Below are 16,933 nucleotides of genomic sequence, written 5' to 3'. Positions count from 1 at the left end.
CGTCAGTGCCGCCGCAGATACCGGTACACGGTATTGCGGGCGAGGCCGAGCTCGCGCGCGGCCGCCGATACGTTGCCGCCATGCCGCGCGAGCACCGCGTCGATCATCGCGGCCTGGTGGCTTTGCAGCGTCGTGCCTTCGCGCTTGCCGGCCGACGGGGTCAATGCGGCCGGCGTAGCCGGGGCGTCGTCGCAGTCGAGCCAGAAATCGTCGGGCAAATGCGCGAGCGTGATTTCGGCTTCGTCTTCGGCGAGCATGCCGGCCGTGCGCAGCACGTTGGTCATCTGCCTCAGGTTGCCGGGCCAGCGGTGGCGCGCGAACGCGTCGAGCACGTCGGCCGCGAGGCGGCGCGGCATCGGCTCGCTGCGCGCGAGCCGCGCGAGGATCCGCTCGACGAGCGCCGGCAGGTCGGTGCGTGCGGCGAGCGCCGGCAGCGTGACCGCGAGCCCGTTGATCCGGTAGAACAGATCCTCGCGGAACGTGCCGTCCGCGATCATCGCGCGCAGGTCGCGGTGGGTCGCGCAGACTACGCGCACGTCGACCGGCACCGCGCGTGCGCCGCCGAGCGGCATCACCGCGCGCTCCTGCAGCACGCGCATCAGCCGCACCTGCTGCGCGAGCGGCATGTCGCCGATTTCATCGAGAAACAGCGTGCCGCCGTCGGCCTGCACGATCTTGCCGGGGCTGCCGCGCTTGCGTGCGCCCGTGAACGCACCGTCTTCATAGCCGAACAGCTCGGCCTCGATCAGCGAATCGGGCAGCGCCGCGCAGTTGACCGCGACGAACGGGCCGTCCGCGCGCGGCGACGCCTGGTGCAGCGCACGGGCGAGCCATTCCTTGCCGGTGCCGGTCTGGCCGAGGATCAGCAGCGGCAGGTCGCGCCCGCGGATCTTCGCGACGCGTTCGAGTACGGCGGCCATGCGCGCGTCGCCGGTGTCGAGCGTCGCGAACGTGATCGCGTCGGGGTCCGGCGCACGCACGCGCGCAGCCGGCGCGGGCGGCGTGACCGCGACGGTCGTTTTCTGCGCTTCCGGGAATTCGCAGCGTGCGAGCACGCGCACGCCGGTCGACAGCGTGAGGCGGAACGTGGCGCCCGGCGCGCGCGCGGCCTGCTGCGCGAGCTGGCCGAAGCGCATGCCGAACAACGCGTCGCTGGCCTGGTGCTGCAGTGCGTCGAACGACGCGCCGAGCTGGAACTGGGCGCTGCGGTTCGCGGCGATCAGCCCGCCGTCGGGGCCGAAGGCGACGAGCCCCGCGAACAGCGAATCGACGCAATCCTCGTGTGCGTGAAAGCGCAGCCGCAGCGCTTCGCCGCACTGGTTCGCGAACAGGTGGTTCTCGATCAGTTGCGCGGACATTCGCACGAGCGCGAGCGTATGCGGGCTGGAGCCGCGCGGGTCGCCGCTCACGTCGAGCGTGCCGAGCGTACGGCCGAACGGATCGACGATCGGCGCGCACGCGCAGGTGAGGATGTGGTTGGCGCGCAGGAAATGTTCGGAACCGTGCACGACCACGGCCTGGCCCGACGCGAGCGCGGTGCCGATCGCATTGGTGCCGCGTGCGCCTTCGGCCCACGACACGCCGTTGCACAGCGCGACGCGGTTGGCTTTCTCGATGAAGTCCGCGTCGCCGATGCTGTGCAGGATCACGCCGTCGGCGTCGGTCAGCAGCACGAGGCTTTGCGTCTCGGCGATCTGCGCGTGGAGATCCTCCATCACCGGGCGGGCGTGCGAGAACAGCGTGTGGTTCGTGTCGAGCAGTGCGCGCAGCGCGACGCGCGACAGCGGCGAGAAATCGGGGCGTTCGTGCGCGCGCAGGCCGACCGCGGTCGAACGCGCATGCGCCTGCGCGAGCAGGTCGGTACGCCCCGCGGTGGCGGGCAGCACGAAGGGTTGCGGCATGGTTTGTCTCCTGTTCCCGGGGCCGCCGGGGCCGACCGGATCGGAATCGGCGGCGGAGTGCATCTCCGCTCGCGGTGCACCATTTGGCGCAACAGCCGTCCGTCCGGGTACGCATCATCATACAAGCGCCACGTGCGATGTGCGACCGTCAACAAAATCCCCTTGCTTTTAAGCGCCCGCCTGCAATGATGGAAATGGAGCACGCACGCGCCGTGTTCCGCAGTGCAACAAGCATGCGACGCGACATGCATCCGTTCGGGAGACGCATCATGGTTCGGGCGGAACTGAGAGTCGTGCTGGCGGCCATCGCCACCTTCATCATGCTGGGCGGCATTGCCGTGGCGATCCACGGATTGCTGTTCGACCTGACCGACGCGGTGAGATACGGGGCGGCCGCGATTGCGGTGGGCGCCACGACCGCCGCGATCGCGCTCAACGTCTGGCCGACCGACCCGCACTGACGTCCGTTTGCGAAACGGTGCTGGATGCCGCGCAGATCAGACGAAATGCGCGTCGGAACGACGCACACCGAAATTTTTGTCTCCCGCGCGAAACCGTCTAAAGTGGAATTCAACCGGCATGCATCGATCGCGCCACACTCCGCGGTCGGGGCCTCCGCCGGCGAGCCCGCGTACATTTCGTCCGGCCGGTAGCGGACGACGGACGCGGTCATTCGTTTTCTACCGGTCGAGGCGGCTTCCATGCAGATCCATTTCACGAACGAGAAGCCTGAATATTCGGGGCGTGACCTGATGCTGGCGTTCACGGCACTGGTCAATGGCGAGCGCGTCCAGTGTCAGATCACCGCCGAGGCGCTGGAAGACCACTTCGGCGCGGCATCGCCGCGTTTCGAGGACATGGTCGGCGCATTCGACCAGCACCGCGAGCGCATCGAGGCGGCCGCACGGCGCCTGCTGTCGGAAACGCGCGCGCAATGCGTGACGCTGCGCAGCGGCTACGTGCGTTTCTACGAGGCCAACTGGCGCTGACGACACGACGCTCGTCTTGCGGCGCGCGCCGGAGCGCGGTGCACGCGAAGACGTTGCCTTTCACGCAATGCCGTTCGGTGGGGCCGGGCGGCATTTTCGCATGCGGGCCGCGCGGGATGGCCCGAGCGTCGGCAGGGGCATGCGCATCGATTCGTGAGGATCGCAGAAGAATCGTGCAAAAACGAAAACGCCACCCGAAGGTGGCGTTTTTTGCATTTCATCGTACGGTGCAGCAATGCGCTTCGCTTACTCGCTGCCGAGATAGAAGAAGCGGAACAGGAATACGGCCGCAATGATCCACACGATCGGCTTGACCGTACGGGCCTGGCCCGTCAGCAGCTTGAGGCCGCCGTACGCGATGAAGCCGAACGCGACGCCGTTCGCGATCGAGTACGTGAACGGCATCAGCAGCGCGGTCAGCGCGGCCGGCACGGCTTCCGTCGCATCGTCCCACGGCACCTCGACCATCTCGCGCAGCATCAGGCACGACACGTACAGCAGCGCGGGCGCGGTGGCGTAGGCCGGCACGACGCCGGCGAGCGGCGCGATGAACAGGCACGCGAGGAACAGCACTGCGACGGTGATGGCCGTCACGCCGGTGCGGCCGCCGGCCTGCACGCCCGAGGCGCTCTCGATGTACGCGGTGGTCGACGACGTGCCGAGCACCGAGCCCGCGACGATCGCCGTGCTGTCGGCGAGCAGCGCCTTGTTCAGGCGGTTCATCTTGCCTTCGACGAGCAGGCCCGCGCGATTCGCGACGCCCATCAGCGTGCCCGTCGCGTCGAACAGCTCGACGAGGAAGAACACGAGGATGACGTTGATGATGCCGGTCGACAGCGCGGCGCCGATGTCGAGCTTGAACAGCGTCGCGTCGATCGACGGCGGCGCGGAGAACACGCCGTGGAACTGGTTGCCGGCGAAGAAGAACGACAGGATCGTCACGCCGATGATGCCGATCAGGATCGCGCCGCGCACGCGCAGGTGGTCGAGCGTGACGATCGTGAAGAAGCCGACGATCGCGAGGATCGTCTCGTGCTTGTGCAGGTCGCCGAGCGTGACGAGCGTGGCCGGGTTGCCGACGATCACGCCCGACGTCTTCAGCGAGATGATGCCGAGGAACAGGCCGATACCGGCGGTAATGGAAATCCGCAGCGATTTCGGAATGCCGTTGACGATCGCCTCGCGCACGCGGAACAGCGTGACCAGCAGGAACAGGCAGCCGGAAATGAACACCGCGCCGAGCGCGGCCTGCCACGTGAAGCCCATCCCCTTGACGACCGTGTACGCGAAATACGCGTTCAGGCCCATGCCGGGCGCGCAGGCGATCGGGTAGTTCGCGTACAGCCCCATGATGATCGACGCCAGCGCCGCGACGAGGCAGGTCGCGACGAACACGGATTCCTTCGGCATGCCGGCGTCGCCGAGGATCGCGGGGTTGACGAAGATGATGTAGGCCATCGTCAGGAACGTGGTGACGCCCGCGAGTATTTCGGTGCGGAAATCGGTGCCGGCTTCAGCGAAGCCGAAATACCGCTTGATGGATTCCATGAAGGCGTTTCTCCGGTCGGGTTGTCGTGTTGATTGTTGTGCCGAATTGTTGTAAAGGCAGCGCGGCCGGCTAACTGTAACCAGCCACTATTGTCCGGCTATCGGCGGATTGTAATAGCGTGGATAGCTCGGACGATATAGTTGGGGGCACGATCGGTTGCCTGCGCGCGAACGGTCGGGCAGCCCGCCCGCGCGACGAAGGCGCGCATTTTACCGGTTCGCGCGGCACGGGCCGGCAGAAATGGCTGAAACGGTGGAAGCGGTGGAAACGAGCGGAAGGGGCGCGGGGCAGGCGGGCGGCACCGGCCGATGCGTGCGCAACGGCATGCCGGCAGCGTCGCACGCGGTCGGTGCGCGATGACATGCGACTGAAACGGAGCGCCCGCATGCTGCACGAACGCGGTGCAGGCGAGCGAACGCACGTGTGCTGCCGGTGCGGATACACGACACGGCAACCGCGTGCAGCGGCCGTTCGTCAGTCCGGGCGGTCGCAGGGATCGGGCTATCGTGCGCCGAAGCCGTCCCGTCCGCAACTGCCATTTCGCGATGCGGGGGCGACTGTGGTTTCTGTGTAAAAGATTGCAAGACCCCATCGCGTAAACCGGCAAGTCTTTCTAGGATAGATACACCGCGCATGCACACGCCGGCCGGTAATTGCCGACGCGGGGAAGTCGCAGTCCGTGCAGGCCAGGCGGTGAATGGCGGTCAAGGCCGTTGCGCGTTTGGGCAGGCACGGCCAGTTAGGCACGGCCGGTTAGGCGCGTGCCGATTGCGATTGCCCGATGCGGGTTCGTCCGTAATCACGGAGGTCAGCATGTTGAACTGGATCAGCCGCTGGGCGATGCGACACGCCCCCACGCCGGAAAAAACCGCCGCGTCGATGCTCGTGACGGCGCGCATGGAACTGTTCACAGCCGAACAGCGCGTCATCGATGCGAAATTACAGGCGGATTACTGGCGCACACGTGTGTCATTCCTCGAAGAGGTGCAGAAGCAGGGCATCGATCCGTGGGTGACCTCGCAGGCCGCGCAACGTCCCGACCTCGATTCCACGCCCCGGAGCACGGGCCCGCGTCTCGCCGCCAGCACCTGATGCACCTGCTGCATCCCGTCGCTGTGCACGGCGCGCGATCGCCCGCGGCACGCACCGGCGTGCCGCGTTCTTCGATGCGCACCTGCGGCGCGTTGCGCAGCGGGTGCGTCCGTTTCCGGTCGCGGCCGTTCCGCGTGTCGCGTGCGCGTGCGTAACGGCGCGCCGCTCATCCGCTCCTTCTCCCTACCCCGACGAGCAAACGTTGCACTTGCGCGAGCATGCGCCTGACGCGTTCGCCGCGCCGCACGTACGCGGTCGTGATCGTCGCTTCGGCCGACCGGTCGGTATCGGTGCCGAGCCAGATGCGCTCGCCGCGCGCGATACGCAGCACCTCGCCGGGCCGCACCCAGTAATCGTCGATGCTCGGCGGCCGCGTGATCCACAGCGCCGCGCCGTGCGCGCGGATTTCCGCATCCTGCGGCGCGCGCCAGGTCATCGTCGTGCGCGGCGCGACCGCGAAGCGGATCACGACGGTCGGTAACGCGATCGTGCCGGCGTGGCGCCGATCGCGGCGTTCAAACAGCGGGCTTGCCTGGTCCATCGTCTTCTCCATTCAGTGAGCCGGACGGATGACGTGCACCAGAACAAAAAGGCCTCATCCGTTTCCGGCGAGGCCTTGTGTGACATGCGGTACTGCTCGATTGCTAACGCACAAGCGCCTCCCGTGATCCATTCTTTCGAATGTTCACCGGGCAATGAATCGCGATGGCGATGAGCTTGAACGTAGGCATGCGAACGATTTTGTTGTCGGCGTGCGGCGTTGTCAACGACTATTTTGGGGAGATGCGCGGGCGATGCATTGCCGCGCGCCTGCGGCGTTTAATGATGTCGCTGCGCATCGGGATCGGGTGCGCAGTGATGCGTGCGTCATGCGCGACTTCGACATCGCTCACTCAGCCGGTCACGCATCCACGCGAGCGCACGCGCAAGCCACGTATCGCGCTGCATCACGTACACGGTCGTGATCGACGCTTCGGCGGGTTGGTCGTCGTCGGTGCTGATCCAGACGCGATCGCCGCGCTGCACGCGCAGCACGTCGCCGGTGCGCAGCCAGTAATCGTCGATGCTGCCGAGCCGCGTGATCCACAGCGTGGCGTCGTGTACGCGAATCTCGGCGTCGTGCTGCGCGCGCCACGCCAGCGTCTTGCGCGGCGCGACCATGAAATGCAACTCGACGCTCGGCAATGCGATCGTATCGGTGCGACACCGATCGGGGCAGGCAACCAGCCGGCTTGCTTGGTCCATCGTCATCTCCATCCGTTGAGCCGGGCGGGATGACGCGCACCAAAACAACAAGGCCTCATCCGTTTCCGGCGAGGCCTTGTGACATGCGTGACTGAATCTCGATGCTAACGCACAAGCGCCTCCGGTGATCGCCGCGGGTGGGCGTTCACTCGGTTTTTATGCGCGATGGCGATGAGCTTGAGCATAAGCATGCGAACGAGTGTGTCGTGGCCGCGCAGCCGTGTCAACGGAAATGTCGAGAGACGTGGCGGTTACGCGTCGCGTTGCGCGAGGCCGTTCACGAGCAGTTCGGACAGCAGGCCCGTCATCCCTTCCGGGTGCGTGGCCGCGCGTGCCTTCAGCTGTTCGACGAGCTCGGCGTTGAGCTTGCACGCGAACGGCACGAGGCCCTGTTCCTGGTCGAGCTTGCGCTGCGCGCGGCGGTCGAGCTTGGCCGTGTCTTCGGCGCCCTTGCCGAAACGGGCGGCGCCCGACTGCTTCATCGCTTGCGTCAGCTTGAGCGCCTTGTTTTTTTCGAGATCGGTTTTCTTCATGGCCATCGCGGCACCTCCGGGAAATGAAGCCGCGATTGTACGCATTTCGGCGGGCGCCGCCGCCGAACCGGCCGGAAATGCGGTCAGGCGCCCTTCGTCGTACCCCAGTTGCCGCCGTGCGCGGCTGCCTGCGCGGCCGGGGAGCGCGCGAGGTAGGCGAGCGCCTGCTCGGTCGAGCCTTCGTGGTGCGGCGTATAGCCCGGCTTGAAATAACGCAACGCCGCGCCGATCACTTTCCAGAACGACGGCAGGTGTCCGCGCCGCGAACCCTGCCACCACGCGAGCACGAAGCCCGGGTAGCGGCCGGCGTCCGGATCGCGCCGGTACATGAACTTCGCGCCGGTCGTGATGTAGTAGAGCAGCAGCAGGATCACGAACGCCATGTGCACGCAGCGCTCCGGATAGGTGCCGCCCAGGTGCCGGTAGATGTCGAACGCGACGGTGCGGTGCTCGACTTCCTCGGCGCCGTGCCAGCGCAGCAGGTCGACCATCGTCGGGTCGGCGCGGCCTTCGTCGAGGCCGTGCGCGTTGAGCACCCAGTTGCCGAGATAGCCGAAGAAATGCTCGAGCGACGCGATCACGGCCAGTTGCTGCCGCAGCCAGAAGCGCGTATGGCCGATCTTCAGCCCCAGCGGCTGCTCGCCGAGCACGCGCGTGAACAACCGGTTGAGCTTCTGCGTGAACGGCTTCGTGTCGATGCCGTGGCGGTCGTAGTAGTGCTTCAGCACGCCGCCGTGCGAGCGCGAATGCACGGCTTCCTGCCGCAGGAAGCCTTCGGCTTCGTCGCGCAGGCGTGCATCGGTGATCAGCGGCAGCGCCTTGTTGTACACGCGGCAGAACCACAGCTCGCCTTCCGGGAACAGCAGGTTCAGCGTGTTGATGATGTGCGTGCTGCCCGGATCGTTCGGCACCCAGGTGATCGGCGTGTCGCTGAAGTCGAACTTCACGTGCCGGGCCCTGATCTTGTGGTAGTCGGCGGTATCGGTCATTTTGTCTCCCTGTGCGGCGTCGTGCGCCGTCAATGCGATGCCATGCTGACGCGGGCGATCATCCGGCCCAGCCACGGCATGAAGCGGCCGACGAAGCGCATCGCGTGCGCTTCGCCGCCGACCGCGACGACGGGGCGGTTGCGCAGCACGCCGTCGACCATCGCCTGCGCGACGGTTTCGGGTTTCAGGCCGCGCATCTGGTACAGCTTGGTCGCGCGCTTGCGCAGCCGCGCTTCGTCCTGTGCGTTGGCGCCCGCGTAGTGCGTCGACGCCATGATTCCGGTTTCCGCGAAACCCGGGCATACGGCCGTCACGCCGATGCCTTGCTCCGCGAGTTCCGCGCGCATGCATTCGCTGAGCATCAGCACCGCGGCCTTCGCCGTCGCATACGCGGGCAGGTCGCGCGACGGGCCGAATGCCGCGGCCGACGCGGTGTTGACGATGTGCCCGCCGGTGCCGCGCGCGGCCATCTGCTGCGCGAACAGCCGCGAGCCGTGGATCACGCCCCACAGGTTCACGTGCAGGATGCGCTCCCAGTGCCGCGTGCTCGTGTCGAGGATGCCGCCGGCCATGCCGATGCCCGCGTTGTTGATCACGACGTCCGCGCCGCCGAGTTCGCTGCCGACCCATGCCGCGAGCGCTTCCATTTCGTCCGCAGACCCGACGTCGACGCGTTTCGCATGCGCGTGCGCGCCGGTCAGCCCGATGAGCAGCGCGGTGCGTTCGGCGCTCGCGAGATCGATGTCGCAAGCAACGACCGTCGCGCCTTCGCGTGCGAAGGCCAGCGCCGCGCAGCGACCGATCCCGCTGCCCGCGCCGGTGACGACCGCGACCTTGCCGCTGAAGCGTCCGCTGGTGGCGCGCCGGCGCGCGTTCGCGAGCGCGGGCGCTTCGTTGCCGGATTCGACCGCGTCGATCAATTGCCCGGCGAGATCCGCGAAGCGCGCGGGATCGGCGAGCGGCAGCCAGTGGCCGGCCGCGACTTCGCGGCGGTAGTACTGCGGCACCCAGCGCGACAGGTTTTCGGACAGCGCGGGGCTCACGTACTTGTCGCCGAGCGGTACGATCGTCTGTACCGGGGCGTGCGCGTAGCGCTCGCGCGGCGCGAACAGGCAGCGGATGAAGTTCGCGCGATAGAGGCGCACGCCGCGCGCGCCGTCGTCGGCCTGCGTCGGGCGCGGCGCGGCGGGCGTTTTCTCGAGCCGGCGCAGCAGGCCCGGCCACGCGCGGCCGAGCCACAGCCGCCAGCCGAGCTCGGGGATGAACGGCAGATGGAACAAGTACACGTACCACGAGCGCACGAGCTGGCCGCCGAGCTTGGCCAGCGACGCGGGCGTCGGGCGCAGCACGCGTTCGCGCAGCCAGAAGCCGACGTGGTCGAGGCACGGCCCCGAGCACGACGTATACGACGCGATGCGGCCGGCCAGGCGCGGATCGGTGACGAATTCCCAGCCCTGGATCGAGCCCCAGTCGTGTGCGACGAGGTGCACGGCGCGCCCCGGGCACAGCGCATCGATCACCGCGACGAAATCGTCGGTCAGCTTCGCGAGATGGTAGTCGGCCGTGCGCGTCGGCGCGCCGGACAGGCCCGCGCCGCGTACGTCGTAGGCGATCACGTAGTGCTTGCGCGCGAGCAGCGGCGCGACGTGCTGCCAGACGCTGCTGTCGTCGGGATAGCCGTGCACGAGCACGATGGGCGAGCGGGCCGGGTCGCCCCAGGTCCTGACCGCGAGCGTCAGGTCGCCGGAGGCGACCGCCGTTTCGCTGTGAACCGATTCGAACAGGGCCAGCGGCGCTTCGTCGGAAAGAGGCTGCATCGTAAGTCCGTCGTTCAGGGGGAGGAGGGCGTGGAGGGTCAGGCGGCGGCCGGAACGGTCGCAACCGCCTGCGCGCGCTCGGCCTGGCGGCGCTGCCAGCGGCGCACGTGCGGCAGGTCCTCGTCGAGCCAGTACGCGTCGTCGTCGGTGATCACCAGCAGCTCCTCGAATTTCGCGCCGACGCCGGCGAAGCCGAGATGCGGCTCGACGGCCCACAGGCCCGGCACGGGCGCATGCTCGGAGCGACGGTCGATCGACCACAGCGGCGACCAGCCTTGCTGTTTCGCCGCGCGGCCCTGGTCGAGCAGCAGGTTGCGCGTCGCGTTCAGCCCGAAGCGCGCGACGAAGCGCGGCTTCGACAGCTTGTGGATCTTCGCGACACGATGCGCGAGCACCTTGAACGGATAGGCCTTGTGGCGCGGCTCGACGCCCTGGCGGCGGCACAGCGCGTCGACTTCCTGCGCGACTTCCGCCATCGACCGGCGCGCCTTCACGAGCCGCACGATCATGTCGCGATGGTCCATCAGGTCGTCCTGCAACTGTTCGAGGATCGGGTTGCGGCCGAGGCAGTGCGCGTAGCCGACATCGGCGACGATGCCGTCGAGCACCGGCGCGACGTCGAGGATCACCGGCATGTCGGTTTCGAGCTGCCGGCTGCTCGGGAAGAACGCGAGATTGAAGCCGCCCATGTGCTTGAGGCCCGAGAAGCCCTCGAACGCGGTGCGGTCGCCGAACCACGCGAACGGCTTGTGCAGCCAGTCGTGCACGCCGTTGTCCTGCAGCCATTCGGTCAACAGGCGCGCGGCCTCCTTCTCGGTGATGCCGGGGTAGAGCATCGCGCCGACGGTTTCGACGCAGCGGTAGGCAAGCTGCTGGACCGCGCGGAATTGCGGCAGCTCGTCGAGCTGGACTTCCGGCAGCGGATGGTGGGCGGTCATGATGCGTCTCCGTTGGGGGTGCTGATCCGGAACGCGCCCGCCGGCGTTCATCGCCACGGGTTATTCAGTCAGCATTTAATGTGTCATTGAGTAATGTAACGATCATAGACGGTTCCGCGGCGCGGGACGTGAGGATTTGTCCTAATGGAAGGGGGAAATGGAGGGAGGGCTCTAGCGTTCGGGGGATTTGCCATTTGAGCGAGGACACGCCTAAACTACTCAAAGGTAATACTTCTGGATACTCGTTATCATGGCAACCTCAATCAAACTCGATCCGACCCTTCAGGATCGGGTGCGCCACCTGGCCGAACAGCGCCGACGTACACCGCACTGGATCATGCGCGAGGCGATCGCCGAATACGTGGAGCGTGAGGAAAAGCGCGAATCGTTCAAACAGGAGGCGATGCAGGCATGGGAAGACTATCAGTCGACCGGCCTGCACGTGACGCACGAGGAAATGGACGCATACCTCGAGAAGCTCGAGACCGGTGAAGCAGCGGAGCCGCCTGAGTGTCACGACTGATCTGGACTCGACCTGCCCAACAAGCCATCGCCCGTCTTCATCGTTTTCTCTCCGACCAGGATCCGGCCGCCGCGCGCCGCGCGATCAAGGCGATTCGTGCCGGCGTCAACGTGCTGGTGCAACAGCCACGACTTGGGCGTCCGGTCGACGAACTCGACGCCGTTTTTCGCGAATGGCTGATCGACTTCGGCGATAGCGGATACGTGGTGATGTACCGCGTCGATGATGAAGGCGTCACGATTCTCGCGATCCGGCATCAACGCGAAGCCGGGTACTGAACGTCAATGGTTGAATAGGCAGGGCCGACAAAATCGTATGGCGGCTGTTGCGCGGTGGATGCCGCGTGCATTCGTCACGAATCCCGCTTCCCGCCCAACCGATCCAGCAACGCTCCCAGCAGATCGATCGGCAGCGGGAACACGATCGTCGAATTCTTGTCCGCGGCGATCGTCGTCAACGTCTGCAGGTAGCGCAACTGCATCGCCTGCGGCTCCTGCGCGAGTCGCTGCGCGGCCTGCAGCAGCTTCTCCGACGCCTGCAATTCGCCTTCCGCGTGAATCACCTTCGCGCGCCGCTCGCGTTCGGCTTCGGCCTGCCGCGCGATCGCGCGCACCATCGTCTCGTTCAGGTCGACGTGCTTGATCTCGACCGTCGACACCTTGATCCCCCACGCATCCGTCTGCGCGTCCAGCGTCTTCTGGATGTCGGCGTTCAATTGTTCGCGCTCGGCCAGCAGCGCGTCGAGTTCGTGCTTGCCGAGCACCGAACGCAGCGTCGTCTGCGAGAGCTGGCTCGTCGCGTCGAAGAAGCGCGCGACCTGGATCACGGCCTTCTCCGGATCGACGACGCGGAAATACACGACCGCGTTGACCTTCACCGACACGTTGTCGCGCGTGATCACGTCCTGCGGCGGCACGTCGAACACGACGGTGCGCAGGTCGATCCGCACGACCTGCTGGACGATCGGGATGATCAGCACCAGCCCCGGCCCCTTCACTTTCCAGAACCGGCCCAGCATGAACACGACACCGCGCTCGTACTCGCGAAAGATGCGGATCGACGATGCGACGAGCACCACGACGAAGACGATCAGGACGCTGCTGAAGCCGAACGTGTAGCCCATCATGTTGGTTCTCCCTGGTGTTGTTGTTCGGGGGCCGGCACGTCGTAGAGCGGTGCGACGGTGAGCAGCAATCCGTGGCGGCCGGTGACGCGCACGCGGCAGCCCGCGGCGAGCGGCACGGCGCTCGCGACGTGCCAGCGCTCGCCGTGCACGCGCGCCCAGCCCGCGGCCGACGGCGCGGGGCCGGCTGCGCCGGGCGGCTGGTCGGCCTGCAACCCGTCGTCGAGCACTTCGCCGATGCTGCCGACCATCGCCTCGGCGCCCGTCACGACCGGGCGCCGCCGCGCGCGCAGCGCGACGCTCGACACGCCCGCGACGAGCAGTCCGCCGCCGAGCGCCAAGCTCGCAATGACGGGCCACGGAATTCCGTAGCCGGGAACGTCGGTGTCGATCAGCATCAGCGCGCCGATCGTGAACGACACGATCCCGCCGAAACCGAGCACGCCGAAGGTCGGCAGGAACGCCTCGGCGACGAGGCAGCTGAGACCGAGCAGCACGAGGCCGAGGCCCGCATAGCTGACCGGCAGCAACTGCATCGCGAACAGCCCGACCAGCAGGCAGATCGTGCCGGCGACGCCCGGCAGCACGAAGCCGGGGTTCGCGAATTCGAAGAAGAGGCCGTAGATGCCGATCGTCAGCAGGATCAGCGCGACGTTCGGATCGGTGATGATCAACAGGAAGCGGCTGCGCCAGTCGGGTTCGACCACGACGAGCGGCGCATGCGCGGTGGCGAGCCGCACGGTGCCGGCGGTGGTCGTCACGCTGCGGCCGTCGAGCTGACGCGCGAGGTCGGCCGGATCCTGCGCGATCAGATCGACCACGTGCTGCGCGCGCGCCTCGCTGGCCGACAGGCTGACGGCTTCGCGCACCGCGCGCTCGGCCCATCCGGCATTGCGCCCGCGCAACTGTGCGAGGCCACGGATATAGGCCGACGCATCCTGCATCGCCTTGCGGATCTCGGTCGATTGCGTGTCGGTCGGCAGCGCGGCAGCCGTGGCGGACGCGCCCGATGCACCCGATGCGCCGGTGGGCCGTGGCGCTGCGGGGTTCGCGCCCGGCGGCGCGGCGCCGCCGACGCCGATCTGCACGGGCGACGCCGCGCCGAGATTGGTGCCGGGCGCCATTGCCGCGAAGTGGCTCGCATAGACGATGTAGGTGCCCGCGCTTGCGGCGCGCGCGCCGCCCGGCGCGACGAACGCGGCGACCGGCACCGGCGAGCCGAGGATGGCCTTGATGATCTGCCGCATCGATGTGTCGAGGCCGCCGGGCGTGTCGAGTTGCAGGATCGCGAGCGGCGCATGTTCGCGTGCGGCGCGCTCGAGCGAGCGCACGATGAAGTCGGCGCTGGCCGGCCCGATCGCGCCGTTGACGGGGATCACGACGACGGCCGGCGGTCCCGCGGGCGCAGCCGCAGTGCCGGACGCGGCGGCCGGCGTCGGCGCCGCGACGGCCGCACACACGACGAGCAGCGCCGCGAACAGCGCGGCGCGCGCGACCCGCGCGGTCAGCGGGTGACGGGAGTGCAGAGGGTGTCCGTCCGGTGCGACGGGCGCCGGCGACGGCCCATGACGATGAAAACGCATCGGGGCGTCCAGGCGGCGCGCAGCCGCACGCCGTCCGGCTCGCAAAAAGGGCGTGGGCCCGATGCTTAAAGATTAGGCGGTTTCGGTGGAAAGCGCGAAGCCGTGGGGGCGATCCCGTTTGGACGGCCGCCAGCGCGACCTGGCTGCGCGATACGGGGGCGCCGGTGAGCGGCGTCAGCGCCGGCTGCCGACCCGCGGGCCGCCCGCTTCGGCGTCAGCGCCGGTCGCCCGCTCGCGCCAGCGCTTCGTCACGAAACTCGGCCGGGCTGCGCCCGCTCCATTTGCGGAACGCGCGGTAGAACGCGCTCGGTTCCGCGAACCCGGTCGCGGCGGCGACGTCGGCGATCGTACGTGCGGGGTCGGCCAGCGCCTCGAACGCGAGATCGCGCCGCAGCGTGTCCTTGATCGACTGGTACGCATGGCCCTCCTGGTGCAGCTTGCGGCGCAGCGTGGCCTCGGCCACGTGCAGCCGCGCGGCCATCCCGCCCGCGCCGGGCCACGCGGCGGGCGGCATCCCGCGCAGCACCGCGCGCACGCGCTGCGCGAGCGCGTTCGGATTGCGGTACTTGACGATGAAGCTGGCCGGCGCGTTGCGCAGGAACGTCTTCAGCGTCTTCGCGTTCTGCACGACCGGCAGCGTCGCGAATTCGGGATCGAAATCGACATACGAATCGGGCTCGTTGAAACGCATGTCGTCGCAGAACATCGACGGATATTCGTGATCGGCGGGCGGCGTGTCGCAGCGGAAGCTCGCATGCAGCAGCGGAATGCGCCGCCCGATCAGCCAGCAGGTGAGCCCGTACACGATGATGAAATAGGTCGCGTACGTGAACATCGCGGGCGTCGCGCCGTTGTTGCGGTGCACGAAACGCAGCCGCACGCGCTGCGGATTCGCATCGAGTTCCGCGTGCAGGTCGTCGAGCACGCAGTGCATGAAATTCACCGCGCGCGCCATCGCGTGCAGCCCGTCGCGTGCCGACAGCGCGGCCTGGCTCATCGCGATGAAGCTGCCGCTGCGCATCGGGTGGCGATCCTGCCCGAAAAACTCGTCGTCGAGCGTGCGCGCGATCGCGTTCCACAGCGCGCCGTATTGCTGCGCGGACACGCGTGCGCGCGGCTGCCCGAGCAGCGCGGGCGGGATGCCGGCCTGGGCAAGCAGCGGCTCGGCTGCGACGCCGCGCCGCGTGGCCAGCGCGACGCTGTACGCGACGAGGCTGATCGCGACGGTTCCCTTGTCTTCCTGCTTCATCGGTGTCGCCGGTGTGGCAAAAACGCTCAGTGTAAATGAGCGACGCGAGCATCGAACAGTCGCGCGCGCTTGCCTACACTTGTTGCATCGAAACGCAAGGACGGTCGCGCCCGGCGGCCGCGGGAGACAGCAGCACCATGGACGAGCTTTACACCGAAGACCAGCGGATGATCCGCGACGCCGCGCGCGCTTTTGCCACCGAGGTGCTGGCGCCGAACGCCGCGCAGTGGGACCACGACGCGCACCTGCCCGACGCGATCGTCGCGCAGCTCGGCGAGCTGGGCCTGCTCGGGATGATCGTGCCGCAGGAACTGGGCGGCTCGTACACGGATTACGTGGCCTATGCACTGGCGATGGAGGAAGTGGCGGCCGGCGACGCCGCGTGCGCGACGATGATGAGCGTGCACAACTCGGTCGGCTGCGGGCCGATCCTCGGTTTCGGCACGCCCGCGCAGAAGGATCGCTGGCTGGCCGACATGGCGGCCGGCCGTGTGATCGGCGCGTTCTGCCTGACCGAGCCGCATGCCGGTTCCGAAGCGAACAACCTGCGCACGCGGGCCGAACTGCGCGACGGCAAATGGGTGCTGAACGGCGCGAAGCAGTTCGTGACCAACGGCCAGCGCGCGGGCGTCGCGATCGTTTTTGCCATGACCGATCCGGACGCCGGCAAGCGCGGCATTTCCGCGTTCCTGGTGCCGACCGACACGCCGGGCTTCGTCGTCGGCAAGCCCGAGAAGAAAATGGGCATCCGCGCGTCGGATACGTGCCCGATCACGTTCGAGAACTGCGCGATTCCGGAAGAGAACCTGCTCGGCAATCGCGGCGAAGGGCTGAAGATCGCGTTGTCGAACCTCGAAGGCGGGCGCATCGGCATCGCCGCGCAGGCGCTCGGCATCGCGCGCGCCGCGTTCGACAAGGCGCGCCGCTATGCGGGCGAGCGCGTGCAGTTCGGCAAGCCGATCGCCGAGCATCAGGCGATCCAGCAGAAGCTCGCCGACATGGCCGTGCAGATCAACGCCGCGCGCCTGCTCGTGCATCACGCGGCGAAGCTGCGTACGGCCGGGCTGCCGTGCCTGTCGGAAGCGTCGCAGGCGAAGCTGTTCGCGTCCGAGATGGCCGAGCGCGTGTGCTCGGACGCGATCCAGATTCACGGCGGCTACGGCTACCTGGTCGATTACGAAGTCGAGCGTCACTATCGCGACGCGCGCATCACGCAGATTTACGAAGGCACCAGCGAAGTGCAGCGGATGGTGATCGCGCGGCAGCTGTGAGCCGCGACGGTCGCGCCGACGACAGCATCACGCAGGGCACGAGGGCAGCACGGCAAACGCGGCACGCAACGACGTGACCGTGAGCCGTGCAACACGGAACCGGGAAGGTGCCGCAGCACATGCGCCGGTTG

The 16,933-nt window shown here is 67.8% G+C and carries 17 protein-coding genes; 6 read left to right on the top strand and 11 right to left on the bottom strand.

What is annotated here, in order from left to right; genetic code table 11:
* Window positions 1–2: 2 nt before the first annotated feature.
* A complete protein-coding gene (locus HWW87_RS21095; protein ID WP_175821966.1) occupies window positions 3–1,901 on the bottom strand; it encodes a sigma-54-dependent Fis family transcriptional regulator in 1,899 nt (632 codons plus the stop codon).
* A 269-nt stretch (window positions 1,902–2,170) separates the two neighbouring features.
* Between HWW87_RS21095 and HWW87_RS21090 the strand changes: the two genes are divergently transcribed.
* Together HWW87_RS21090 and HWW87_RS21085 are read left to right on the top strand one after the other, a co-directional pair.
* On the top strand, window positions 2,171–2,362 hold the full coding sequence (locus tag HWW87_RS21090; RefSeq protein WP_244107315.1) for a DUF2964 family protein: 192 nt from the start codon (window positions 2,171–2,173) through the stop codon (window positions 2,360–2,362).
* Window positions 2,363–2,602: 240 nt separating this feature from the next.
* Window positions 2,603–2,890, top strand: a complete 288-nt coding sequence (locus tag HWW87_RS21085; protein WP_006480750.1) for a DUF1488 domain-containing protein — start codon at window positions 2,603–2,605, stop codon at window positions 2,888–2,890.
* 246 nt (window positions 2,891–3,136) lie between these two features.
* Here HWW87_RS21085 and HWW87_RS21080 read toward each other — a convergent pair whose 3' ends face one another.
* Window positions 3,137–4,438, bottom strand: coding sequence for an NCS2 family permease (locus HWW87_RS21080; protein ID WP_174385246.1), 1,302 nt, complete (start codon window positions 4,436–4,438; stop codon window positions 3,137–3,139).
* 814 nt (window positions 4,439–5,252) lie between these two features.
* Between HWW87_RS21080 and HWW87_RS21075 the strand changes: the two genes are divergently transcribed.
* The gene (locus HWW87_RS21075; protein WP_027781227.1) at window positions 5,253–5,531 is read left to right on the top strand and encodes a hypothetical protein; all 279 of its coding nucleotides are present in this window, start codon (window positions 5,253–5,255) and stop codon (window positions 5,529–5,531) included.
* A gap of 166 nt (window positions 5,532–5,697) precedes the next feature.
* Here the strand turns inward: HWW87_RS21075 and HWW87_RS21070 are convergent, their stop codons facing one another.
* The 6 genes from HWW87_RS21070 to HWW87_RS21045 form a co-directional block, all read right to left on the bottom strand.
* Window positions 5,698–6,072, bottom strand: a complete 375-nt coding sequence (locus HWW87_RS21070) for a DUF2917 domain-containing protein (protein WP_175821965.1) — start codon at window positions 6,070–6,072, stop codon at window positions 5,698–5,700.
* A gap of 326 nt (window positions 6,073–6,398) precedes the next feature.
* The gene (locus HWW87_RS21065) at window positions 6,399–6,776 is read right to left on the bottom strand and encodes a DUF2917 domain-containing protein (RefSeq protein WP_175821964.1); all 378 of its coding nucleotides are present in this window, start codon (window positions 6,774–6,776) and stop codon (window positions 6,399–6,401) included.
* A gap of 251 nt (window positions 6,777–7,027) precedes the next feature.
* On the bottom strand, window positions 7,028–7,315 hold the full coding sequence (locus tag HWW87_RS21060) for a hypothetical protein (protein ID WP_174430291.1): 288 nt from the start codon (window positions 7,313–7,315) through the stop codon (window positions 7,028–7,030).
* Between the two features lie 77 nt (window positions 7,316–7,392).
* Window positions 7,393–8,298 (bottom strand): metal-dependent hydrolase, encoded by a 906-nt coding sequence (locus tag HWW87_RS21055; RefSeq protein WP_175821963.1) that lies wholly within the window; start codon window positions 8,296–8,298, stop codon window positions 7,393–7,395.
* Window positions 8,299–8,327: 29 nt separating this feature from the next.
* Complete coding sequence (locus HWW87_RS21050; protein ID WP_175821962.1) at window positions 8,328–10,115, bottom strand: SDR family oxidoreductase; 1,788 nt, start codon at window positions 10,113–10,115, stop codon at window positions 8,328–8,330.
* Window positions 10,116–10,153: 38 nt separating this feature from the next.
* A complete protein-coding gene (locus HWW87_RS21045; RefSeq protein ID WP_175821961.1) occupies window positions 10,154–11,053 on the bottom strand; it encodes a M24 family metallopeptidase in 900 nt (299 codons plus the stop codon).
* Between the two features lie 250 nt (window positions 11,054–11,303).
* Here HWW87_RS21045 and HWW87_RS21040 point away from each other — a divergent pair, with 250 nt between their 5' ends.
* Window positions 11,304–11,576, top strand: coding sequence for a CopG family ribbon-helix-helix protein (locus HWW87_RS21040; protein ID WP_175821960.1), 273 nt, complete (start codon window positions 11,304–11,306; stop codon window positions 11,574–11,576).
* A complete protein-coding gene (locus HWW87_RS21035) occupies window positions 11,564–11,854 on the top strand; it encodes a type II toxin-antitoxin system RelE/ParE family toxin (protein WP_175821959.1) in 291 nt (96 codons plus the stop codon). The genes HWW87_RS21040 and HWW87_RS21035 overlap by 13 nt, the downstream gene beginning before the upstream one ends.
* Window positions 11,855–11,928: 74 nt before the next feature.
* Here the strand turns inward: HWW87_RS21035 and HWW87_RS21030 are convergent, their stop codons facing one another.
* From HWW87_RS21030 to HWW87_RS21020, 3 genes are all read right to left on the bottom strand, one after another.
* Window positions 11,929–12,702, bottom strand: a complete 774-nt coding sequence (locus tag HWW87_RS21030; RefSeq protein ID WP_175821958.1) for a slipin family protein — start codon at window positions 12,700–12,702, stop codon at window positions 11,929–11,931.
* Window positions 12,699–14,282 (bottom strand): nodulation protein NfeD, encoded by a 1,584-nt coding sequence (locus HWW87_RS21025; RefSeq protein WP_175821957.1) that lies wholly within the window; start codon window positions 14,280–14,282, stop codon window positions 12,699–12,701. Before HWW87_RS21025 ends, HWW87_RS21030 begins: the two co-directional genes overlap by 4 nt.
* A 214-nt stretch (window positions 14,283–14,496) precedes the next feature.
* Entirely contained in the window at window positions 14,497–15,531 is a 1,035-nt protein-coding gene (locus tag HWW87_RS21020) for an AraC family transcriptional regulator (RefSeq protein ID WP_174385234.1), read from the bottom strand.
* Window positions 15,532–15,668: 137 nt separating this feature from the next.
* On the opposite strand from HWW87_RS21020, the gene HWW87_RS21015 reads away from it, so the two are divergent.
* On the top strand, window positions 15,669–16,802 hold the full coding sequence (locus HWW87_RS21015; RefSeq protein WP_175821956.1) for an acyl-CoA dehydrogenase family protein: 1,134 nt from the start codon (window positions 15,669–15,671) through the stop codon (window positions 16,800–16,802).
* The last annotated feature ends 131 nt before the right edge of the window (window positions 16,803–16,933 follow it).

This window comes from Burkholderia sp. BCC0419 (genome assembly GCF_902830285.1).
Lineage (GTDB): Bacteria > Pseudomonadota > Gammaproteobacteria > Burkholderiales > Burkholderiaceae > Burkholderia.
The sequence above is the reverse complement of the archived record's forward strand: the minus strand, read 5'-3'. Positions and strand labels throughout refer to the sequence as shown.